Here is a 21294-nt window from a genome sequence, read left to right on the forward strand (position 1 = left end):
CAAACATCATTGAGCAGCCGCGCAAGCAGGGCATCGTTCAATCGGACTAGAGCAAATGCGATCTGCTCGCAGCGGGCGCCCGGTGAGACACGGACGCCCTGCTCCGGCGTTACTGACCGAAGCGGCGGGCGGCCTCAGGGCCGAAATCCTTGGGGCTGAAACCCGGCTTGTTCAACAGGTAACCGTTGCGCTGTTCATTGATCAGGTTGAACGCCAGATAGCTGCCGGCGTTGAGGTCGTAGTACAGGCCCACACCTGCCTGCATTCGGCGGGTTTCATAGGCGTAGAAGAAGTTGAGCATCGAGGTGCGCCACAGCTCGCCACGGTTGTCGTAGTTGTCTGCGAGCATCGGGTACCAGGTATCTTCGTCGATGTACAACTTGCGTTTGCCATACAAGTGGCGATAGCCCGGCTTGAGGGTGCCTTCCAGTTCCCAGACCCGGTGGCGCTCAAAACGCAGGGCATCCGGATTGATGTGTCCGGGCGTCAGCAGATCGGCGTACTTGAGGTTGGGGGCGTGCAGGCGATAGGTGTCGTAGGGAATGAACATCTCGCGCTTGCCGACAATCTTCCAGTCATAGCGCTGCCCCGAGCCATTGAACAGGCGCACTTCGTCGACGGTGATCGAACCGCCGCTGCCCGGAAACGACATATCGAAGCCATAACCTGGCGACTGGCGCACACGGCGCGTGCCCGGATCGTAACGCCAGGCCTGGCGCGGTTCGGTCTTGTCGTTCCAGAATTCGGTGCCGGTGTTGATTTCGCCCTTGTCCCGTTGTGGCAGCAGGGTTTCGTTGAGGTAGTACGCCGAGTTGCCAACGGTATCGCCAAGCTTGCCAGGCTCCAGCGACGGCGCCAGGTTGCGCGAATGCACGCGGCCCCAGTTGATGTTGCCGTCCTTTAGCACATACGCGTTGTCGGAGGTGTATTCCTCGGTCCAGGCGCGCAGGGTGAAGGTAGAGGCGTTTTTCAGCAGCTCCAGGCCACTGCGCGGCACCGGGAATGGCGTGCCGCCGGTCTTGCCCACCACGCCTTCCCCCTCATCCACCAGGCGCGCAATGCTGGCGTTCTCGCGGGTGGCTTTGCACACCGCGTCGTCCATACGGAAATCACGGTGCGACGGATAGACCGGCATCTTGTAGGTGTTCGGGTACAGCTTGAACAGGGCTTTTTGCCCGTCGGACAGCTGCTCGCTGTACTGCGCCATGTTCTGCGCGGTAATCACCAACAGTGGCTTTTCCTCCGGGTACGGATCTATCGGATGGTTGCCCGTGCCCTTGAAATCAACGTGAGGCGGCACCCCCAGCCATTTGCCGCTGAACGCCGGAATACTGCCGTCGGCATTGCCGGCCGTTTCGGCGCCCATACAGGTCAGCTCATTACCCAGGCGTGCGACGTCTTGCGGTGCGGCATTCGCCATGCCGATGGCACAGCATCCCAATAACAAAAAGGCCCGGCCGGGGGACTGATTACTGCCGATCATTTTTTATTCTCCTTATCAAGGTTCGACGTCGGTTCCCAGTATCGACAGGCCAGGTTGCCGGCAGCATCGTCCGCACGGACTAACGCATTCTGCTGCGGGGCGCGCGTCACACCCGGCCCACCGCCGGTGGCTGCGGTGCGCCCAGTGCCACCACGCTGTTGAGCATGATCCGCACCAGTTCGGTCTGACGCCGAACCCCGGTCTTGGAAAAGATCGAACGCAGGTGTGCACGGGCGGTGTTGCGGCGGATATTCAACGCCTCGCTGGCTTCCTCCAGCGACAGGCCGTTGGCCAGTTCCAGGGCCAGCGCGGTTTCCGCAGGGGTCAGGCTGTACAACTGCGAGGTCAACACCGTACTCACCAGAGACTTGCTCACCGCATCACGTACATACACCACCACGGTAGGCTTGCCGCTGCCCTCGTGCAGTTCCCTTGAGGGAATCAACTCCACCACAACGCCCAGGCTGACTTGTCCTGAAGGGCGGGAAATCGAGGTCGCTTCGGCTATCTGGATGCCTCTGCCAGCACCTTGCCTGGCGCGTTGAAAGGCATTGCGCACCAGGCGCGACAACTCCCGATTGTCACTGGGGTAAGTCGCTTCCAGTCGGCCGCCCACGACCTTGAGGCCGTCCTGGCTGTCGAGAATCTGTCGAGCCACGGGATTGAGCTGCACCACACTGCCGTTTTCATCGAGCACGATGGTCGCCACGGCGAGACGGCTGATCGTCTGCGAGTACAGAGTGCCCAGCGACTCGCTGCGGTCCAGTAGCGAGTTCATGTGCAAGGCCCGGCGCAGGTGCGGCAACAACATGGCGCACATGCCCCGCTCGGCATCACCGAAGCCCGGTGCACTGTGCGGGCGATTGATCCGTAAACGGACAACGCCACCATCGGGCAGGCGGATATCGGCACCGAGCATGTGGTAGCAACCATAGGGTTGGCAGTACAACAGGTAAAACGCCGAACGGGCCCATTCGCTATCACTCATCAGGTCGTCGATGGTGAATACCCTGTCGGTGGGAAGGCCATCGAACAGGCTGGACTCGGCGCAGTACGCGTAGTGATTGATGCCGCCCTCACCCAGCTCGATATCGCCTGCAATGACCATTGGAGACAGGAGCGGTTGCTCCTGGACACGCAGGATCAGGGTGACGAAATTGGCCTTGAACAAGGCTCGCACCTGGCGCAACGCTTCGCCCAGGCGGCGAGTGTTCACCGCCGAGTCGTAGATGTCACCGATCAGGCGCTCGTACTCGACCAGCTCAAGGCCCATATGCGCCAGGACATGTGCATTGGGCAAACGTGGGTGCATAAGCATTCCCCCGGCAGAAGGCCTACCGACCGGCAGGCCCTCGGCGCGTCAGTTGAAGGAGCAACGCCTCACGGCAGTTCGAACAGCCCGGCGGCGCCCATGCCGCCACCGATGCACATGGCGATCACCACATAACGCACGCCGCGGCGGCGCCCTTCGAGCAAGGCATGGCCAACCATCCGCGCACCGGACATGCCAAAGGGGTGACCGATCGCAATCGCCCCACCGTTGACATTCAGCCGATCGGCCGGGATCTGCAGCGCGTCACGGCAATGCAGGACCTGACAGGCAAAGGCTTCGTTTATTTCCCACAGACCGATATCCGCCACGGTCAGGCCGAAGCGCTTGAGTAACCTGGGAATCGCGATCACTGGACCGATACCCATTTCCTCGGGGGCGCAACCGGCCACGGCAATGCCGCGATAAATGCCCAGCGGCGTCAGGCCCCGGCGTTTGGCCTGCGCGGCACTCATCAACAGGCTGGCCGAAGCGCCGTCTGAGAACTGCGAGGCATTGCCGGCGGTGACGAACTCGCCCTGCCCGATCCATTTACCGTCCTTGAACACCGGCTTCAAACCGCTGAGTTCTTCCAGACGTGTATTGGGTCGGTTGCACTCGTCTCGCAGCGCCTGCACCCGCTCATGGCCGTCAGGTTGGCCGTCGGCGGCGAACAACAGCTTGTCCACGCTCAACCCGGCGATTTCCTCGTTGAACAGGCCAGCCCGTTGTGCGGCGGCGGTACGCAGCTGGCTTTGCAGGGAATACTCATCCTGAGCGGCGCGGCTGATGCCATAACGACGAGAGACAATCTCAGCGGTTTCAAGCATCGGGATATAGGCACTGGGCATCACGTGCAACACCGCCTCAGACTGGGCGCGGTAGGTGTTCTTGTGCTTGTTCTGGGTCAGCGACAGGGACTCCACACCGCCACCAATCGCAATGCTCATCTCGCCGCTCATGATGCCCTTCGCCGCCACGCCGATACTCATCAGGCCCGAGGCACACATGCGGTCCACGGCCATCCCCGGCACGCTTTGCGGCAAACCGCCGGTGTAGGCGCAGAGCCGGCCGATGTTATAGGCCTGGGTACCCTGCTGCACCGCCGCGCCCATGATCACGTCTTCGACCTCTGCCGGGTCGATGCCGGCGCGTGCCACGACCGCCGCCACCACGTGCCCTCCCAGCACCGGGGCCTCGGTATCGTTGAACGATCCGCGAAATGACTTGGCCAGTGCGGTACGGGCAGTGGCGACGATAACGACTTCATTCAGGTCCATGACGAACTCACTTGGAAATTGGGTTGAAGGTGTAGCGGCTGATGGTGTCGATCACGCAACCGGGTCGCGCCTGACCCTCGACTTCTACGGTGATGCGCACCACCAGTTGCACGGCGTCGCCCAGCTGTTCGGCGCGGATGATCCGGCCGCTGCCGCGCACCCGTGACTCGACCTTCACCGGCGCCGGAAAGCGCACCCGGTCACTGCCGTAGTTGACGCCCATTGCCATGTTGTCGAGGGTCAAGAGTTGCGGCATGAACAGGTTGGCCAGCGACTGGGTCAGATAGCCGTGAGCAATGCAGGCACCAAACGGGCCTCTGGCAGCACGTACCGGATCGACATGAATCCACTGGTGATCACTGGTGGCTTCGGCGAACAGATCAATGCGCTGTTGGGTGATGGTCAGCCAGTCGGTGTGACCCAGGTCCAGGCCCTCGGCTGCAAGCAACCCCTGGGCGGTACTGAAAACGTGACTCATGAGTCGATCCTCACGCTTGTTGCGAACTGACGGACAGCACTTCGCCGACCATATACGAGGCGTAGTCGCTGGCCAGGAACATCATCACGTTGGCCACTTCCCAGACTTCTGCGGCGCGACCGAACGCCTCGCGTCCGGCCAGGCTGGCCAGCAACGCTTCGCTGGAGGCTTTCTTGAGAAAATCATGCAAGGCAATCGATGGCGACACCGCGTTGATGCGCACGCCGAACTCGGCGGCTTCCAGGGCACTGCAGCGGGTCAGCGCCATCACTCCGGCCTTGGCGGCGGCATAATGGGCCTGCTCCTTCTGCGCCCGCCAACCGAGCACCGAAGCGTTATTGACGATGGCCCCAGCGCCGCGCCGCTGCATGTGCGGCAACATGGCCCGGGTCATGCGGAAGGTGCCGGTAAGGGTGACGTCCAGCACGCGCAGCCATTCTTCGTCGCTCATCTCGACGACGCGTTTCTGGCCGCCGAGGCCGGCGTTGTTGATGAGCACATCGACCCCACCCAGCGCCTCTTCGGCGGCCGCCACCAGGGCCTGGACCTCGGCCTCGACGGTGACGTTGCACAGCTGGCCATGGATCGCCTGCAGACCGGTCTCGCCCTTGAGGCGCTGCACCGCCTCCTCCAGACGCCGCGGATGCACGTCGGAAACCATCAAGGCCCGGCAACCCTCCTCGGCACTGCGCCTGGCCGCCGCATAACCGATACCGGCGCCTGCGGCAGCGGTAATCAACACCGACTTGCCGGCCAGCAATTGATGACCGGGAACATAAGGGGGGGCTTGTTTCACAGCGTCTACCTCCGAAGAAATCAGTACGCTGCAGTTGTACGCAGAGGGGGCAAATGGCGCATCGTCAAAACGGGGTATGCCGGGTGCCGCGAACGACACCCGGGTCAAGCGGTGTACAGCCGCTGGATGATCTGGCGCCTTAGCTTCCCCAAACCTTCTGTGCCTTCGGCGCCTGGGCGAGGATCGCGTCGACGGCCGCGCCGATTTCTTCCACCTGCCACAACGCGCCCTTGTCGCGGGTGACGCCAGTGCGCCAGCCGTCGCCCAGGGAAATCCGTCCGCCCTGGCTTTCAAATACCTGGCCACTGACATGGGCCGACGCCGTGCTGCCAAGCCACACCACCAGCGGTGCAACGTTTTCCGCAGCCCAGGCGTCGAAGCTGCCATCCTCGGGCTTCTTCACCACGTCGGGCATGGCGCTCTCGGTCATCGAGGTCCGTGCGGCCGGCGCCAGGGCGTTGGCGGTGACACCGTATCGCGCCAGTTCCGCCGCTTGCACCAGGGTCAGCGCGGCAATACCGCCCTTGGCCGCCGAATAATTGGACTGCCCCACCGAACCTTGCAGGCCGGCACCGGAGCTGGTGTTGATGATCCGCGCATCCACCGGCGTGCCAGCCTTGGCCATGTCGCGCCAGCGTCGGCCAAGAATATTGGCCAGGCAGTAATGGCCCTTGAGGTGGACGCGCATGACCATGTCCCAGTCTTCTTCAGTCAGGCCGATGAACATGCGGTCACGCAGCACGCCGGCGTTATTGATCAGCACATGCACTTCGCCGAAAGTCGCCAGCGCCGCATCGACGATGCGCTGAGCGGTGTCCAGGGTGGTGATGTCGTCGCTGCTGGCAATCGCCTGGCCGCCGTTGAGACGAATCTCCCCCACAACGTCCTCTGCGGCCTGGGCGCGAATATCGTTGACGACCACATTGGCCCCTTGCCCGGCGAACGCCAGAGCATAGGCGCGGCCGAGCCCGCCGCCGGCACCGGTGATGATCACGGTGCGGTCTGCACACATCGTCATGTTTGATTCCTCAGAAAGTGGAGCGGGCCACGCACTCCAAGCGGCGGCCCGCGGGACGCACTACAAGCGTTCGATAATGGTCACGTTGGCCAGGCCGCCGCCTTCACACATGGTTTGCAGGCCATAGCGACCCCCGGTGCATTCCAGTTCGTTGAGCAGCGTGGTCATCAAGCGCGCCCCGGTTGCGCCCAACGGATGGCCCAAAGCGATAGCGCCGCCGTTGACGTTGGTACGCGCCGGGTCGTAATCCAGCTCCTTGGCCCAGGCCATGACCACTGAAGCAAACGCTTCGTTGATCTCGACCCGGTCGATATCGGCCATGCTCAGGCCGCTCCTGGCCAGGGCCCGGTGAGTGGCGGCGATCGGGGCGGTGAGATGCCAGATCGGATCGTCACCGAGCACCGTCAACTGATGAATCCGCGCCCGTGGCGTCAGGTCGTACCGTTTGAGTGCCGCTTCCGAGACCACCAACAGCGCCGCCGAGGCGTCACAGGTCGAGCTTGACACTGCGGCGGTAATGGAAGGGAACCGCGGGTCCACGGGTTGCAACTCGGCCATTTTGGCCAGACTGCTCTGGCGCGGGGTCTCATCCACCGCCAAGCCCTGGTAGCTGACGATTTCCCGGGCAAATCGCCCACTGGCGATAGCCGCCAACGCTCGATCGTGGCTTTGCAGGGCAAAGGCCTCCATCTGTTCGCGGCTGATGTGCCAATGATCGGCGATGCGTTGCGCCGCGTAGAACTGGTTCACCGGCTGCTGGCCAAACCGCGCACGCCAGCCAACGCTGCCCGAAAACGGATCGGCGAAGCCCAGCGGCTGGCCGGCCAGCATCGCCGATGAGATGGGGATCTGGGTCATGGTCTGCACCCCGCCGACGGCGATCACATCCTGAGTGCCGCTCATCACTGCCTGAGCGGCGAAATGCACTGCCTGTTGCGATGAGCCGCACTGGCGATCCACCGTGGTGCCGGGCACCGCCAATGGCAAGCCGGCGGCCAGCCAACTGCTGCGGGCGATGTTGCCAGCCTGTGAACCGATGGTGTCGACGCAGCCGAATATCACGTCGTCGTAGTCCTCGGCGGGAATCACATTGCGCTCCACCAGAGCCTTGAGCACATGAGCGCCCAGATCAATGGCGTGGACCGTGCTCAAGGCACCTTTACGCTTGCCGGTGGGAGTGCGCAGTGCATCAACGATGTACGCTTGGGCCATGACTCATTCCTCGAAAGTATGTCCCGGCCCCAGGCCGGTGGCGTCGGCAAACAGATAGTCGCTGACACGGGTTTTATGAAAGCCGCGCTCGCCCCAGAACGCATCGAGGGCCCAGGCGCGCTTCATGAACATCTGCAAATCCACTTCCCAGGTGTACCCCATCGCGCCGTGCACCTGAATGCCCTTGCGCGCGGCGATCCAGCTGGCCTCATTGGCCGCCAGGCGCGCTTGCGAAACCCACACGCCAGCGTTCACGTCGCCCCGGGCCAAGGCATGAGCGGCGCGGTACAGCACCGGCTTGGCCTGTTCGATGTAGCGCGCGACATCGGCCAGGTGATGCTTGACCGCCTGGAAGCTGCCGATCGGCTTGCCGAACTGCTTGCGCTGGGCGGCGTAATCCACCGACAAGTCGAGCATGCGCTGCGCAAGCCCCAGCAACTGCCCGGCCACCGACAGCGCGCCTCGATCGAGCAAACGTTGCTGCAACCCGCGCCCAAGCTCGCCACCGGCAATGCAGGTTGCCGGCGACGGTGTCCAGGTCACCAGGCCCAGACGGCGCGATGCATCGATGCTCGGCCGGGTCTGCACATTCACCTGTGCACGCGGCACCACGTGGACGTCATCGCCGTCGGTGAGGATCAACACCTCAGCCGATTGCGCATCACTGACCAGGGCATTGACCGGATGCCCGATCGCCATGCGCAGGCTGCCGTCGGCAATGCGTGGCAACAGGTCGGCCCGGGCTGGATGGTCCTGGGGCAGACCGGCGAGCAGCCCGGCGGCGACATAAGCGGTGTCAGACAATGAGTCCGGGATGGCGTAATAGCCCAGCTCCTGAGTCATCAGCGCCCAGGTCACGTCATCCATGCCCAGACCGCCTTCGGCCTCGGGCACTGACAGCGCGGTCAATCCCTGCTCGGCAATCTTGTTGCGCAAGTCGCGGGAGCGACCGATATCGGTCTCCCAGATTTCCCGCAACATCTCCGGTGCGGCTTCGGTCATCAGAAAACGGCTGATGGCTTCGCGAAACGCCAACTGCTCATCGTTGAAGGTGAAGTCCATGGCGGTTCCCTATTTCGGCAAACCGAGCATCCGCTCGGCAATGATGTTGCGCTGGATTTCGTTGGTGCCGGCATAGATCGGTCCGGACTGGGCGAACAGGAAGCCTTCCAGCCAGCCAGCCGCATCGCCCTGCTGCGCACCCTCGCCCAGCAGTTCGCCGCGCGCGCCGAGAATGCGCATGGCGGTCTCGTGCATCTTCAGGTCCAGCTCCGACCAGATGATCTTGTTGATGCTCGACTCGGCGCCGATCTGCTCGCCCCGACTCAAGCGGCCCACGGTGTGATAGGCAGACAACGCATAGGCCTGGGCGCCCATCCAGGTTTCCAGCACTGCATCGCGCAGCGCCGGATCGCGGTCGGCACTGGCGCGGTGAGCCTTGTACAGTTCGACCAGTCGGCGCGCCGTGGCCTGGAAGCGCGCCGGCGAGCGCAGCAGCAGGCCGCGCTCGAAACCTGCGGTGGCCATTGCCACATGCCAGCCCTGCCCTTCGCCACCGATGCGGTTGGCGACCGGTACGCGCACGTCGTCGAAAAACACCTCGGCGAAGGCGTCCTTGCCGTTAAGCGCCTTGATCGGTCGAATGCTCACACCAGGCGCATTCAACGGCACCATGACAAACGACAAGCCGTGATGCCGGGCCGATCCCGGCTCGCTACGAAACAAGCCGAACAGCCAGTCCGCATAAATTGCCCGGGTCGACCAGGTCTTCTGCCCGTTGATCACATAGTGCTCGCCGTCGAGCACGGCTTTGCTGGTGATCGCCGCCATATCGGAGCCGGCATTGGGTTCCGACCAGCCCTGCGCCCACATGTCCAGGCTGGCGGCCATGCGCGGCAGGAAACGTTGCTTCTGCTCCGGGGTACCGAACTCCATCAGAGTCGGTCCCAGCAGCAGCTGACCGTTCTGGTTGACGCGCATGGGTGCCCCGGCGCCGTAATATTCTTCCTCGAAGATCAGCCACTCGATCAGATCGCTGCCGCGACCGCCCAGTTCGGCAGGCCACATCACCATCGACCAGCGGCTTTGGAACAGCTTCGCCTCCCAGGCGCGGTGCTGCTCGAAACCTTCCCGGGTGTCGTAGCTGGCCAGCGGCTCGCTCGGCACGTTGCCGGCAAGCCAGGCGCGTACTTCGGCGCGAAAGGCGATTTGCTTGGGGGTGTAAGTCAGGTCCATGGCTTGATCTCAGAACTTGGCGTCGCGTTTTTCGACGAAGGCCCGGCGCGTTTGCGCCGAATCCGGATTGCTATAGGCCAGCAGGGTGAAACCCTGTTCCCAGCGGTACTTGTCTTCCAGATTGCCGTCTTCGATGCCGTTCAAGGCTTCCTTGGCGATACGGATCATGCCTGGGCTCTTCTGCGCGATTTTGGTGGCAATGGCCAGGGCGGTTTCACGCAGTTGATCTTTGCTGACAATCCGCTCGATGAAGCCGTATTGCAGGGCCTCGGGGGCACCGATGCTGTCGCCGGTAAAGAACAGGTAGCGGACTTTCTGCACCGGGAACAGACGCTGCAGATGCGCACCACCGCCCATGGCGCCACGGTCGACTTCCGGGAGGGCGAAGGTTGCGCATTCGGAAGCGATGACGATGTCTGCTGCCCCGGTGATGCCGATGCCGCCGCCCAGGACAAAACCATGTACCGCGACAATCACCGGCACCGGGTTGCGATGTACGGCCTTGAACGTTGCGTAGTTACCGGCGTTGACCTCGACGATGCGTTCCGGATGCTTGTCCAGTTCCTTGATGTCGACACCGGCGCAAAAACCGCGGCCTTCGGCACGAATCACGATGACCCGCACTTCGGGATCAGCGCCAAGGGCCTCTATCTGCCGCGCCAGCGCCTGCCACTCCTGACTGTCGAGGGCGTTTACCGGCGGTTTGGCGATCACCAGTTCAGCGACCCCCTGATTGAGTTGTGTCGTAAATGCCTGGTTCACAGGGGTTCTCCAATACTGGCGGGGTGAGTCGAGGGTTGCGCCTGGCTGCGCGCCAGGAGTGCGTCCAGGCATTGCCGCGCTTCGCTGGCAATGCCTTCGATGACTTCACGGCAACTGAGCAGTTCGCCGATGGCTGCTGCCACCTGGCCGCTGGGCAGGATGCCTTCGTCGGGGGCGCCATCGACCATCGAGCGCTGCAGGAGCACGGGCTGGTTGGCGGCCATCACCACCTGCGACAGTGCTGAAGGGTCTTCACCCAAGGCACGCAGGAACACCGAGGCCATGTGCCCCAGACTCATGCCGGTCTGTTGCTTCCATTGCCAGGCACTGCCCAGGGCGATGCGCAGGCGTCCTAGCGGGCCGGCGTTTTCCAGGTGATTGATGAAACGGTTTTCGATCATCCGGTGACGCATGCCGTCCACCGCCGTGGTGACCCGCACCCGTTGCGGATCGTTGACCTGCAGATAGCGTTCCAGGGTCGCGGCCGGTGTCGGCGATTCGCGGGTCATGAGGAACCGCGTGCCCATGGCGATGCCGGCACCGCCGGCCGCCAGCACCGACGCCAGGCCGCGACCGGTGGCAAATCCGCCGGCTGCGATCACCGGTACGTTGACCGCCGCCAGCACCTGAGGCAGCAGGATCGAACTGGGCACCCCGCCGGTGTGACCGCCGCCTTCACCGCCCTGTACCGTGATCAGATCGGCACCCAGCTCCAGCGCCTTGAGTGCATGTTTCAATGCGCCGACCGTGGGGATGCACAACACCTTCGCCGCCTTGAACCGAGCAATGGTGTTTTTGTCCGGTCCACGGCCGTAGCTGACAGCGCGCAGCCGGTATTTAATCGCCAGGTCGACGCACTGGCCGGCGTTGTCCTGAAACATATGAAAGTTAAGGCCGAAATTGCTGCCGCCGGTGGCGTCGATCACCCTGGCGATTTCGCCCTCCAACCGATCGGCAGCCAAGGTCGCCCCAGCCAGGAAACCGAAACCGCCAGCCTCGGTCGTGGCGATCACCAGGTTGGCGTCGGCGACCCAGCCCATGGCGGTTTGCACAATCGGGTAACGGCAACCGAGCGCTTCGGTCAGCGGCGTGTCCAGCCAGCGGTTCATTGAGGTTTGTCCTCGGCCTGTTTGTTGGCCCGGGCCATGCCCTTGGCGTCGAAGCCGCCCAGTTTGTCACCGGACAGCAGCTCGTTATGCGCGTGGGCAAAATGGTGCCAGGCGAATACCGCGTCCATCGCCGTGCGCTTGCCTTGCAGGTCTTCGACGTGGTTGATCGCCTGTTTGGTCAAGGCCAGACCCATGCGCGGCTGACGGGCGATGCCCTTGGCCAGGGCATAGGTGGCCTGCTCCAGTTCCTCGCGAGGTACCAGGCGGTTGACCATGCCCACTTGCCAGGCGCGCGTGGCGCTCATGCGATCGCCGGTGAAGAGAAACTCCTTGGCCAGGCGCGGGTTCATTTCATAGGGATGGGCGAAATACTCGACCCCCGGAATACCCATGCGTACCACCGGATCCTGAAAGAACGCGTCGTCACTGGCGACGATCAGATCACAGACCCAGGCCAGCATCAGCCCACCGGCGACACATGCGCCCTGCACCATGGCGATGGTCGGCTTGGGCAGTTCACGCCAGCGCCGACACATCCCCAGGTACACCTCTTGCTCGCGTGCATAGAGCTGCTCGCCACCGGGCTTGTTGGTGTGATCCCACCACAGGTGCGCGCGCTCGAACGGCTTGTCGATGTCCCGTCCAGGTGTACCGATGTCATGACCGGCGGAAAAATGCTTGCCGTTCCCGCGCAGCACGATCACCTTGACGCTGTCGTCATCCACCGCCTGGCGGAAGGCTGCGTCCAGGGCGTAAGTCATCTGCGAGTTTTGCGCGTTATTGAAGGCCGGTCGATTCAGCGTAAGCGTGGCTATCCCCTCGTCCACCTCGTACAGCACCGGGGTGTCGGTCTCGTACGTCGCGTTGTCCTGGCGGACGATGAATTCATTGTCGCTGCGGTGCATGTTCCCTTCCTTGCCCTAGGCGGTACGGATACCGGGTGGGTTGCCCTTGATCGCCGTGGCGCGGTAATCGTGGGGGTCGAGGCGGCGGATCAACGCCAATTGCTCGTCGGTGGGGTATGCGGTTTCGTGCAGCTGCGCTGACTTGAGCAGCGCAAAGCCGGTGTTGTTCTGGACTTGCTCGAAGCTCACTCCCGGATGCAGCGAGCGCACCTGTACCGCCCGCTGCGGGCCGTTGAAATCAAGCACGCACAGGTCGCTGATCACAACATGGATGTCCATCAGGTCGCGGCGCACACCTTCGGGCCAACGCTCGGCCTTGAAGCCGACACCAGAGACCATGTCCACTTCGTCGCTGACGAACACCCGCGTGTTATGGCTGGGCACGAAGAACGAGTTAAGGTGGTTGATGCTGTTGCCCGGCAGGCCGCGCACGCCGAGGATCGCGGTCCTGGGCTTCTGGTAATCGCCGACGCAGGACAGGTTGGTCTGGCCCCAGCGGTCGATCTGGGTCGGCCCGATCATCGCGTGACGACGTCCACCCCAGACGCATTCGAAGACCCGTTCGAACGACAAATAGCCGGAGTACTGCGCAACGAAGTCGCCGCGCGGACCCAGCGGCACAGGCTCCTCTACCAGAAACGCCTCACTGTCCGTCATCAACAGCTCCGGGCTGTGCGTTAGTTTTGCCAGGCTTGCCCCCAGGCGCGGAATCACGCCCAGACCCGAGGCAATCACTTCACCATTGCCACGCCAGGCTTCAGAGGCGGCGACGATCATCAGTTCCGCGAGGGTGAAATCACAGGTTGCAGACATAATCGCTACTCCTCAGAACACGGGAAGGGGCAAGGCGCCCATGGATTCGGCGCCGCCGTTCTGTGCCTGATAAGCCTGTTCGCCACCGGCGACCCAGGTCTGCACATACTCCTGCCAGCCGTCTTGCGCCTGACTGCTGGCGACGTAATCCTTGAGGTGTTTGAGGTCCCAGCCATAGTCAGGGGCGCAAGCGGTCGGGTGCGCACCGAGCGGGGCATGCACCACGCCGCTCACCAGGTAGCGTTCAAACGTGTTGAAGCGAGCCTGCTCGGCGCTCAACGCCAGGCGCTCCTCCAGACGTTCGCAGGAGACGAAGCACTGCTGGGCGGCGCGGGCGAACAGGTGATCGAAATACGGGTCGGGCCCTGTGACCAGGGTATTGCCCAGACGGTCGGCGACGTTGACGTGAACAAATGCTACGTCCAGGTTCAGCGCCGGCATCGCCAGCAGCACCTCACCATCGGCATACGGCGATGCGACGGTCTTGAGTTGCGGGTTCAGGCGCGTGACGTCGGTGGCCAGGCCGCAGCGGGTTGGCAGAAACGGCAGGCGCATCCCCGCGGCGCGCAGCCCCCACTGGAACATCCCTTCATCGAGCTCAAGCAGCTCGAGTTCCCCGGCCTCGCGGGCCTTGCGGTAATAAGGTTCCAGCGGGATGGCATCAAGGGTGGCGAAGCCGAATACCAGTTTCCTGACCTTGCCAGCGGCGCACAACATACCGACTTCAGGGCCGCCGTAGGCGACCACGGTCAGGTCCTTGACCGCCGAGCGCAGGATCTCGCGCACAATCGCCATCGGCTTGCGCCGCGGGCCCCAACCACCGAAACCGATGGTCATGCCATCGCGCAATTGAGCGACCGCATCGGCCGCTGTCAGCTGTTTGTTCATCATGACGACTCCTTACTGTTGGCCGACCGAAAAGTCGTGCCCCCAAATGCTCACGCGGGTGAACTCGAATGCCGAATGTTCGGCCCAATCGACCAGCAATCCGCCGTAGCCGTACTCGAGATCGAAGCCGGACGGGGTCTTCATGTAAAAACTGGTCATGCGGTCGTTGAGGTGCTGCCCGAGGGTGGCTGACAGGTTCACGTCATGGGCCTGCAAACGGTCATGGGCGCGACCGACTTCAGTCATCGAGTCGACCTCGACCATCACGTGCACGCAACCGGAAGGCACCGGGTACTCGGCCAGCGCCAGGCTGTGATGACGGGCGTTCTGGCAATGCAGGAAGTGAATGCGGATGGCTGGCGCGGACAGGTCGGGACGGAAGTTGAAGATGTCCGACAGCGCGAAACCGAGCACGTCCTTGGCAAACGCCAGCGTCGCGTCGAAATTCGGCGCCGGCAGCACGGTGTGGCCCAGGCCCATGTCCCCGGTAATGAATCGCGGCACGCCTTGCGGCGAAACAAACGGCAGGCAATCGGAGCGATGGCCCCAACTCAGTTCATGGCAATTACCCGACGGGTCGATGACCTTGACCAGCGCCTGTACCCCGCGCTGATCGATCTCGGCGGCGCTGCCCGGTTGCCACTCGATACCGGCAGCGGTCAGATGCTCCAGCGCGGCCTGAAACGCTCGCTCGTTGGCCAGTTCCCAACCGGACGCCAGGTACTTCGCCTCACCGCCCTCGACGATCAGCATGCGAAACGGGCGCTCGTCCATCTTCACGTACAGGCCACCGCCTGGCGCTGGCTGCACCTGCATACCCAGCACGTCTTCGGCGTAACGCTGCCACTGGCTGAGGTTTTCGATCTGCGAGACAAAATAGCTCAAACCGCGAATGTCGATCATGCCTGGGTCTCCTTGGCTGATTCGCTTACGTGGCGAGCATTTTGCAAAGCGCGGCCCGCCGCTTCATCGTCCATTGAGACTAAGCAGCGCTGGCCTTCGGCAGAACCGATACCGGCACGGCACCGACGCTCCCATGGCAACGAGCTGCCTTGCAGCTGAACCCGACTACCGCTGGCTGGCCTGCGCAATGAAGGGTCATCAAGGCTGTCGCGCTCTAGTCCGTTTTAATGATTCGAGCCCCCTTCCCCACACCCCAGACTTGGCACACCCATCTGTCTAGCAGGGATACTCCATGGAGTTCGCCTTTACCGAAGAACACTTGATGATTCGCGACAGCGCCGAGCGTTTTCTCGCTCAGGCCAGCGACTCACAGGCGGTGCGCGCCGCAATGAGCCGAGCGGATGCACACGACCCGCTGGTCTGGCAGAAGATCGGCCAGGAGCTGTACTGGCCGGCGCTGATGGTGCCCGAACGCTTTGGCGGCATGGGCCTGGGGTTTGTCGAACTGGCCATCCTGCTGGAGCAAAGCGGCCGCTACCTGCTGGGTTCGCCGTTGTTCGCCACGGCTTGCCTGGCCACCCCGGCCCTGTTGTTGGGGCACAACAAGGCCCTGCAGCAACACTGGTTGGGCGCGATTGCCACTGGCAAGACCCGCGCCACCCTGGCCTTTGCCAGTGTTCCGGGGCTTGCGGGTGACAGCGTACAAACGGTGGCTCAAGCGCATCCCGGAGGCTGGATACTCAACGGCGGGTATGCACAGGTCATCGACGGTGCCTCGGCCGACCTGCTGCTCATTGCCGCGCGCGCCCCCGGGTCGGCGGGCGATCAGGGCATCAGCCTGTTCGCCCTGCCAGGTGATACGCCGGGGGTGATCAGAAGCCCCCTGGCCACAATGGACCAGACCCGTCGCCTGGCACGCATCGACCTGGACCAGGTGCAGGTCGGCGAGGCACAACGACTGGCTGGCCCCGAGCAAGGCTGGGGAATATTGCGCGACACCCTGCTGATCGCTGCCATTGGGCTTGCCGCCGAGCAGACCGGGGGCGCGCAACAGTCCCTGGACCTGACCCTGACGTACATTGCCGAGCGCCGCCAGTTCAACCGCACCATCGCCAGTTTCCAGGCCATCAAACACCGCTGCGCCGACATGATGCTGCAAGTCGAATGTGCCCGCTCGGCCGCCTACTACGCCGCCTGCGTGGCCCAGGAACGCCTGGACCCAGAAGGTGATCCTGCGGTAGTCAAAGAGCTTGAGGGCGCCGCTGCCGTTGCAAAAATCCATGCCAGCGAGGCGTTTTTCCACTGTGCCGCCGAGTCGATCCAACTGCATGGTGGCGTCGGTTTTACCTGGGAATACGACCCTCACCTGTATTTCAAACGCGCCCGCGCCAGCGAACAGCTGCTGGGCACCCCGGCGCTGCACCGCGAGCGGTTGGCGACGCTTCTTTTGGGAGAGCAAGCATGAAAATCGGATTCAGCCGTGCCGACGAAACGTTCCGCGAACAGGTCGTCCAGTGGATGGCCGAGCACCTGAGCGGCGAATTTGCAGCCTTGCGCTTTCGCGGCGGTCCGGGAGACGAACACAGTTTTGCGCAAGAGCGCAAAGCCTGGGAGCGCGAACTTGCCTGTGGCAGCTGGATCGGCGTTGGCTGGTCGAAAGAACATGGCGGACGGGGCCTGTCCATCAGCCAACAAGTGATCTTTCATGAAGAATACGCTCGCGCCGGCGGCCCGGGGCGCATGGGCCACATTGGCGAAGGCCTGGTCGGCCCGACACTGGCCGCCTTCGGCACCCTGGCCCAGCAACAGCGATTATTGCCCGGCATCCTCGACGGCAGCCAGTATTGGTGCCAGGGCTATTCGGAACCGGGAGCGGGCTCGGACCTGGCCAACGTGCAGACCCGGGCAAAACGGGACGCCACCGGCGAGCACTGGTTGATCAGCGGACAGAAAGTCTGGACCTCCCTGGCCCACGAGGCCGATTGGTGTTTCGTGCTGGCCCGCACCGAGCCCGGCAGCCAGGGGCATCAGGGCTTGTCGTTCCTGTTGGTGCCCATGGATCAGGAGAACATCCGCGTCCAGCCGATTCAGCAATTGACCGGTACCAGTGAGTTCAACGAGGTGTTTTTTGATCAGGCGGTTACCAGCGCTGACAACCTGATTGGCCAACCGGGTGATGGCTGGAAGATTGCCATGGCGCTGCTGGGCCTGGAGCGCGGCGTATCCACGCTGGGCCAGCAGATGCAGTTTCACAATGAACTCGATGAAATCATTCGCATCGCCCGCACCAACGGTGCGGCGCGCGACCCACTGCTGCGCCAGCGTATCGCCCAGGCCTGGGCCGGCCTCAAGGTATTGCGCTACAATTCCCTGCGCATGCTGTCGGGTCCGCAAGACGGCAACCTGGGGCGTGAAGCGATGATCTACAAACTGGCATGGTCCACCTGGCACAGCGACCTGGGCAAACTGGCCATGGACGTGCTGGGTGATGCCGGCGAACTCCTAGACGCTGAACCCTACCGACTCAGCCGTTTGCAGTCACTGTTCCTGTTCACCCGCTCCGATACCATCTATGGGGGCAGCAACGAGATCCAGCGTAATGTCATCGCCGAGCGCGCCTTGGGCATGCCCCGCGAACCCCGCCACAAGCAACTCCCCGCCTAAACGACGTGTGGTGCGGCAGGCCTCTGGAATGAAGCCTGACACACCACAGCCTTATCCCACGCCTCAGCTCGAACAGGCTATGGGTGAACGCCAGACCCAAAAGTCGATGAAAGAAACAACGTTGCCCGCGTGTAGAACCCTGATCTTTCAGCGCACACGGATCTTCGGCGCATCGGCTCCACGGCGCAGCGTCTTGAGAAAGCCTTCCAGCGGTGCGGGTTCGGCGATCTCGGGCAAGGCATCCTTGTCCGGTCGCTGTGCCCAGAACGCATCCCAGGAGGGGAACAGCTCATGGAAGCTGCCGGCGTATGGCTCGCGGCCTGGCCAACGCATTTTCAGGCCACCAATGGGGGGGGCGTTCAGATCGGTTGCGTACCAGTAGCACGGCAGGCGACGGCGCAAGCACCAGCGTCCGTCGACACGCTCGTAGTCGTCCCAATACAGCATCTGCATGATCACCCATTGCGGCCCGGTCTCATGCTCATTCTTGGAATACACCACGCCGGTGGCGTGATCGGCATCACTGAACTCGATGATGTGCTGCCCCAAGTGATGGGACGTGCCGTGGAACTGCTTGCGCATGGTTTCGTCCAGCCACACCTTCAGGTGTGCGCGCCCGCTCTTGTCACGGCCGACGCGCACGTCCGGGGCGAAGCAGTTCGCCATCGCGTCCATGTCGCGCATGTCCAACGCCAAGGCGTATTTGCCGGCCAGTTGACGGATCTCATCCAGCGACTCCAGGCGGTCGATGCGCGCGAGCAACGAGCTCGTGTCCTGGCCCATCATTCGAGCACCGTGTACAGATCCGAACCACGACCGCCGTCCACCGCCAGACTTGCGCCGGTGACGTACGAAGCTTCGTCGCTGGCCAGGAACACGATGGCGTTGGCCAGCTCTACGGGCAGGCCGACCCGTTTCATAGGGATGACTTTCTCGGTATTGCTGCGGGTCTTTGGATCGGCCAGCATGCCCGCCGTGGCCGGGGTGTCGACCACACCCGGAATGATCACGTTGCAACGGATGTTGTGCGCTGCGCCTTCACTGGCCGCTGCCCGGCTGAAATTGATCACCGCCGCCTTTGCCGCCGAATAACCGGCCATCCATGCAGTGCCGAACAGTCCACAGATCGAGGCGATGTTGACGATCGATCCGCCACCCTGTGCCTTCATCAGTTGCATCGCGGTACGGGTGCCCCAGAAGGTGCCGTCCACGGTGGTGGTGAAATTGGCGTGCCAATCGGCGGTGGACATGCTGTCGATGCTGCCCCACGTATAGGCCATCGCGTTGTTGACCAGGATGTCCAGGCGCCCGTGACGCTGCGCGGTGGCCTGCAGCGCGTCGACGTAGGCCTGTTCGTCGCTGACATCGGCCACGGCAATCTCGGCCTGACCGCCCTGGGTGTGGATTTTTTCCTGCACACCTTGCAGTGGCCCGATGCGTCGTCCGCACAACACAACTGTGGCGCCCTCTTCGGCGAAGCGCAGCGCAGTGGCTTCACCAATGCCGGAACCGGCACCGGTGACGAAGGCGATTTTTCCTTGTAGACGTTTGCTCATGGGTGTCTCCCTGATCAGATAAAGGCCATACCGCCGTTGACGGCAATGTTTTGTCCGGTCATGAAACTGGCGTCTTCGCTGGCCAGGAATACTGCAACCCTGGCGATCTCGTCGGTCTCGCACATGCGACCCAGGGGTACGTTTTTCAGCAGCGCCTGCATGTAGTCATCAGGGATGCCGGCCATCATCGGTGTGTTGGTCGGCCCCGGCACCAGGGTGTTGACACGTATGCCACTGCAGGCCAGCTCCCGGGCGATCGAGCGGGTCAGGCCCATGACGCCGGCTTTGGCAGCGCAGTAGTGGCTCGGGCCGTCGCCAGTCAGCGCGGCTGTGCTGGAGAGATTGATGATCGCCCCCTTGCGGCCGCCCTTGACCATCAACTTCGCACCCTCGCGACAGCACAGGAAGGTGCCACCCAGATTCACGCCGATCACCCGCGCCCAGCTTTCGTCCGGGGTTTCCAGGAAGCTGTCCAGCGCACCCACACCGGCGTTGTTGACCAGGATATCGAGGCCGCCAAAGTGTTGTTCTGCCTGACCCATGGCGTCTGCGACGCAAGCGCCGTCTGCCACATTGCAGGCGAGTGCCAGTACCTTGTCGCCCAGATCGGCGAGGCTCTCGGCCAGCGCCGCCTGATTCAGGTCGACTGCCACTACCCTGGCGCCTTCAGCAACAAAACCGCGCACGATGGCCTGGCCCATGCCTTGCCCGGCACCCGTCACAAACGCCACTTTATTAAGTAACTTCATTGCAATCTCCTCTCAGCACAACGCTGCGGCCAGCTGCCCTTGCAGTGGGACCGTAACCTCAATGATTAACGGCAAGGGCCTGGGCAGACATCGTCCGATAGGACTACCGCGACGTGGTCTGAACGGACGATGCCAGCGACACCTGGCCGGCCCAGCATGCGTACGCGCACACCCGTCGGGCGCAGCGTTCCCCTTCACTCCATCGCTGTCGTGCCCGACGCGGCTGTGCCTTACGAATCGACAAAAATGGAGAACCCCATGAATCAACCCGTAGACCTGCCTCTGCCCGTCGGCCATTACGCGACCCTGTCCAACGGCCTGCGTCTGCACTATCTGGAAGAAGGTGCAGGCCCGGTAGTGCTGTGGCTGCACGGCAGCGGACCAGGCGCCAGCGGCTTCAGCAACTTCAAGGGCAACTACCCGCGCTTCGTCGCCGCCGGGTATCGCAACCTGGTGCTCGATCTGCCGGGCTTTGGCCGCTCGGACAAGCCTGAGGACGTCCAGTACGACCTGGATTTTTTCATGGACTGCGTGGCCGGGTTCCTGGAAGCCATTGGTGTACGACGCTGCACACTGCTGGGGAACTCACTGGGTGGCGCGATCGCGCTGGGGCTGGCCCTACGCTCGCCGCAACTGGCGCAGAGCCTGATCCTGCTGGCACCGGGCGGCGTCGAGGAGCGCGAAACCTACTTCAAAATGAAAGGTATCGTGCGCATGGTCAGCCTCTTCGGCGCCGGCCCGATCGGCATGGAGGAGATGCGCAGCATGATGAGTCTGCAGCTGTTCGACGCATCGATCTTGCCGGAAAGCCTGCTGCAGGAACGTGTTGCAGTGGCTGTCACCCAACCGAAGAATCTGTTCAGCACCATGATGGTGCCGAACATGGAGGCGCGCCTGGGCGAGATCGAGTGCCCGATACTCGGATTCTGGGGTAGCGACGATCACTTCAACCCTCTCAGCGGCGCCCAGCGCATCATCGAAGGCGCGCAGAACGCACGCTTCGTCGTCCTCAACCGTTGCGGGCATTGGGTCCAAGTGGAACACCGCGAGTTGTTCAACCGTACCTGCATCGACTTCCTGCAGCACGGCTGAAATCCCGACACGGCTGCCGGGTCGTCATCGTCACTCGAGGCG

The 21294-nt window shown here is 63.1% G+C and carries 21 protein-coding genes; 3 read left to right on the forward strand and 18 right to left on the reverse strand.

Annotated elements, in window-relative coordinates; translation table 11 throughout:
• Positions 1-109: 109 nt before the first annotated feature.
• The 15 genes from ACI2KS_RS21605 to ACI2KS_RS21675 all read right to left on the reverse strand — a co-directional run bounded on the left by ACI2KS_RS21605 (position 110) and on the right by ACI2KS_RS21675 (position 15191).
• Entirely contained in the window at positions 110-1483 is a 1374-nt protein-coding gene (locus ACI2KS_RS21605; RefSeq protein ID WP_404623042.1) for a DUF1329 domain-containing protein, read from the reverse strand.
• A 106-nt stretch (positions 1484-1589) separates the two neighbouring features.
• The gene (locus ACI2KS_RS21610; protein WP_404623043.1) at positions 1590-2795 is read right to left on the reverse strand and encodes a helix-turn-helix transcriptional regulator; all 1206 of its coding nucleotides are present in this window, start codon (positions 2793-2795) and stop codon (positions 1590-1592) included.
• A 68-nt stretch (positions 2796-2863) separates the two neighbouring features.
• Positions 2864-4072, reverse strand: coding sequence for an acetyl-CoA C-acyltransferase (locus tag ACI2KS_RS21615; protein ID WP_404623044.1), 1209 nt, complete (start codon positions 4070-4072; stop codon positions 2864-2866).
• Between the two features lie 7 nt (positions 4073-4079).
• Positions 4080-4550, reverse strand: a complete 471-nt coding sequence (locus tag ACI2KS_RS21620; RefSeq protein WP_404623045.1) for a MaoC family dehydratase — start codon at positions 4548-4550, stop codon at positions 4080-4082.
• Positions 4551-4560: 10 nt separating this feature from the next.
• On the reverse strand, positions 4561-5346 hold the full coding sequence (locus ACI2KS_RS21625) for an SDR family oxidoreductase (RefSeq protein WP_404623046.1): 786 nt from the start codon (positions 5344-5346) through the stop codon (positions 4561-4563).
• Between the two features lie 139 nt (positions 5347-5485).
• Positions 5486-6364, reverse strand: a complete 879-nt coding sequence (locus tag ACI2KS_RS21630) for an SDR family oxidoreductase (RefSeq protein ID WP_404623047.1) — start codon at positions 6362-6364, stop codon at positions 5486-5488.
• A gap of 60 nt (positions 6365-6424) precedes the next feature.
• On the reverse strand, positions 6425-7576 hold the full coding sequence (locus tag ACI2KS_RS21635) for an acetyl-CoA C-acetyltransferase (RefSeq protein WP_404623048.1): 1152 nt from the start codon (positions 7574-7576) through the stop codon (positions 6425-6427).
• A 3-nt stretch (positions 7577-7579) separates the two neighbouring features.
• A complete protein-coding gene (locus ACI2KS_RS21640; RefSeq protein WP_404623049.1) occupies positions 7580-8638 on the reverse strand; it encodes an acyl-CoA dehydrogenase family protein in 1059 nt (352 codons plus the stop codon).
• Positions 8639-8647: 9 nt separating this feature from the next.
• Positions 8648-9811 (reverse strand): acyl-CoA dehydrogenase family protein, encoded by a 1164-nt coding sequence (locus tag ACI2KS_RS21645; RefSeq protein WP_404623050.1) that lies wholly within the window; start codon positions 9809-9811, stop codon positions 8648-8650.
• 9 nt (positions 9812-9820) lie between these two features.
• A complete protein-coding gene (locus ACI2KS_RS21650) occupies positions 9821-10573 on the reverse strand; it encodes an enoyl-CoA hydratase family protein (RefSeq protein ID WP_404623051.1) in 753 nt (250 codons plus the stop codon).
• Positions 10570-11682, reverse strand: coding sequence for an NAD(P)H-dependent flavin oxidoreductase (locus ACI2KS_RS21655; protein WP_404623052.1), 1113 nt, complete (start codon positions 11680-11682; stop codon positions 10570-10572). The genes ACI2KS_RS21650 and ACI2KS_RS21655 overlap by 4 nt, the downstream gene beginning before the upstream one ends.
• Entirely contained in the window at positions 11679-12587 is a 909-nt protein-coding gene (locus tag ACI2KS_RS21660) for an enoyl-CoA hydratase (protein WP_404623053.1), read from the reverse strand. The genes ACI2KS_RS21655 and ACI2KS_RS21660 overlap by 4 nt, the downstream gene beginning before the upstream one ends.
• A 15-nt stretch (positions 12588-12602) precedes the next feature.
• Complete coding sequence (locus ACI2KS_RS21665) at positions 12603-13400, reverse strand: CoA-transferase subunit beta (RefSeq protein WP_404623054.1); 798 nt, start codon at positions 13398-13400, stop codon at positions 12603-12605.
• 12 nt (positions 13401-13412) lie between these two features.
• Complete coding sequence (locus ACI2KS_RS21670) at positions 13413-14288, reverse strand: CoA transferase subunit A (RefSeq protein WP_404623179.1); 876 nt, start codon at positions 14286-14288, stop codon at positions 13413-13415.
• 12 nt (positions 14289-14300) lie between these two features.
• Positions 14301-15191, reverse strand: a complete 891-nt coding sequence (locus ACI2KS_RS21675) for a VOC family protein (RefSeq protein WP_404623055.1) — start codon at positions 15189-15191, stop codon at positions 14301-14303.
• Between the two features lie 292 nt (positions 15192-15483).
• Between ACI2KS_RS21675 and ACI2KS_RS21680 the strand changes: the two genes are divergently transcribed.
• Both ACI2KS_RS21680 and ACI2KS_RS21685 read left to right on the forward strand, forming a co-directional pair.
• Positions 15484-16656, forward strand: coding sequence for an acyl-CoA dehydrogenase family protein (locus tag ACI2KS_RS21680; protein WP_404623056.1), 1173 nt, complete (start codon positions 15484-15486; stop codon positions 16654-16656).
• The gene (locus tag ACI2KS_RS21685; RefSeq protein ID WP_404623057.1) at positions 16653-17855 is read left to right on the forward strand and encodes an acyl-CoA dehydrogenase family protein; all 1203 of its coding nucleotides are present in this window, start codon (positions 16653-16655) and stop codon (positions 17853-17855) included. The genes ACI2KS_RS21680 and ACI2KS_RS21685 overlap by 4 nt, the downstream gene beginning before the upstream one ends.
• Before the next feature lie 147 nt (positions 17856-18002).
• Here ACI2KS_RS21685 and ACI2KS_RS21690 read toward each other — a convergent pair whose 3' ends face one another.
• The 3 genes from ACI2KS_RS21690 to ACI2KS_RS21700 are packed head-to-tail and all read right to left on the reverse strand — an operon-like array spanning position 18003 to position 20160.
• Positions 18003-18638 carry a nuclear transport factor 2 family protein gene (locus tag ACI2KS_RS21690; RefSeq protein WP_404623058.1) on the reverse strand — a complete coding sequence of 212 codons (636 nt, stop codon included), beginning with the start codon at positions 18636-18638 and terminating at the stop codon, positions 18003-18005.
• Positions 18638-19411 (reverse strand): SDR family NAD(P)-dependent oxidoreductase, encoded by a 774-nt coding sequence (locus ACI2KS_RS21695; RefSeq protein ID WP_404623059.1) that lies wholly within the window; start codon positions 19409-19411, stop codon positions 18638-18640. The genes ACI2KS_RS21690 and ACI2KS_RS21695 overlap by 1 nt, the downstream gene beginning before the upstream one ends.
• A gap of 14 nt (positions 19412-19425) precedes the next feature.
• Positions 19426-20160: an SDR family NAD(P)-dependent oxidoreductase gene (locus ACI2KS_RS21700; RefSeq protein ID WP_404623060.1), complete on the reverse strand. Its 735-nt coding sequence runs from the start codon at positions 20158-20160 to the stop codon at positions 19426-19428.
• A gap of 258 nt (positions 20161-20418) precedes the next feature.
• Between ACI2KS_RS21700 and ACI2KS_RS21705 the strand changes: the two genes are divergently transcribed.
• Positions 20419-21252, forward strand: coding sequence for an alpha/beta fold hydrolase (locus tag ACI2KS_RS21705; protein WP_404623061.1), 834 nt, complete (start codon positions 20419-20421; stop codon positions 21250-21252).
• Positions 21253-21294 lie beyond the last annotated feature (42 nt).

This window comes from Pseudomonas sp. NPDC087358 (assembly GCF_044900785.1).
GTDB lineage: Bacteria > Pseudomonadota > Gammaproteobacteria > Pseudomonadales > Pseudomonadaceae > Aquipseudomonas.

Excerpts from the sequence above, each read along its gene's own strand:
- ACI2KS_RS21690 (WP_404623058.1), bottom strand. The coding sequence starts at position 18,638 with ATGGGCCAGGACACGAGCTCGTTGCTCGCGCGCATCGACCGCCTGGAG.
- ACI2KS_RS21620 (WP_404623045.1), bottom strand. The coding sequence starts at position 4,550 with ATGAGTCACGTTTTCAGTACCGCCCAGGGGTTGCTTGCAGCCGAGGGC.
- ACI2KS_RS21630 (WP_404623047.1), bottom strand. The coding sequence starts at position 6,364 with ATGACGATGTGTGCAGACCGCACCGTGATCATCACCGGTGCCGGCGGC.
- ACI2KS_RS21680 (WP_404623056.1), top strand. The coding sequence starts at position 15,484 with ATGGAGTTCGCCTTTACCGAAGAACACTTGATGATTCGCGACAGCGCC.
- ACI2KS_RS21665 (WP_404623054.1), bottom strand. The coding sequence starts at position 13,400 with ATGTCTGCAACCTGTGATTTCACCCTCGCGGAACTGATGATCGTCGCC.
- ACI2KS_RS21675 (WP_404623055.1), bottom strand. The coding sequence starts at position 15,191 with ATGATCGACATTCGCGGTTTGAGCTATTTTGTCTCGCAGATCGAAAAC.
- ACI2KS_RS21605 (WP_404623042.1), bottom strand. The coding sequence starts at position 1,483 with ATGATCGGCAGTAATCAGTCCCCCGGCCGGGCCTTTTTGTTATTGGGA.
- ACI2KS_RS21705 (WP_404623061.1), top strand. The coding sequence starts at position 20,419 with ATGAATCAACCCGTAGACCTGCCTCTGCCCGTCGGCCATTACGCGACC.
- ACI2KS_RS21615 (WP_404623044.1), bottom strand. The coding sequence starts at position 4,072 with ATGGACCTGAATGAAGTCGTTATCGTCGCCACTGCCCGTACCGCACTG.
- ACI2KS_RS21685 (WP_404623057.1), top strand. The coding sequence starts at position 16,653 with ATGAAAATCGGATTCAGCCGTGCCGACGAAACGTTCCGCGAACAGGTC.
- ACI2KS_RS21695 (WP_404623059.1), bottom strand. The coding sequence starts at position 19,411 with ATGAGCAAACGTCTACAAGGAAAAATCGCCTTCGTCACCGGTGCCGGT.
- ACI2KS_RS21640 (WP_404623049.1), bottom strand. The coding sequence starts at position 8,638 with ATGGACTTCACCTTCAACGATGAGCAGTTGGCGTTTCGCGAAGCCATC.
- ACI2KS_RS21660 (WP_404623053.1), bottom strand. The coding sequence starts at position 12,587 with ATGCACCGCAGCGACAATGAATTCATCGTCCGCCAGGACAACGCGACG.
- ACI2KS_RS21670 (WP_404623179.1), bottom strand. The coding sequence starts at position 14,288 with ATGAACAAACAGCTGACAGCGGCCGATGCGGTCGCTCAATTGCGCGAT.
- ACI2KS_RS21645 (WP_404623050.1), bottom strand. The coding sequence starts at position 9,811 with ATGGACCTGACTTACACCCCCAAGCAAATCGCCTTTCGCGCCGAAGTA.
- ACI2KS_RS21635 (WP_404623048.1), bottom strand. The coding sequence starts at position 7,576 with ATGGCCCAAGCGTACATCGTTGATGCACTGCGCACTCCCACCGGCAAG.
- ACI2KS_RS21700 (WP_404623060.1), bottom strand. The coding sequence starts at position 20,160 with ATGAAGTTACTTAATAAAGTGGCGTTTGTGACGGGTGCCGGGCAAGGC.
- ACI2KS_RS21610 (WP_404623043.1), bottom strand. The coding sequence starts at position 2,795 with ATGCACCCACGTTTGCCCAATGCACATGTCCTGGCGCATATGGGCCTT.
- ACI2KS_RS21655 (WP_404623052.1), bottom strand. The coding sequence starts at position 11,682 with ATGAACCGCTGGCTGGACACGCCGCTGACCGAAGCGCTCGGTTGCCGT.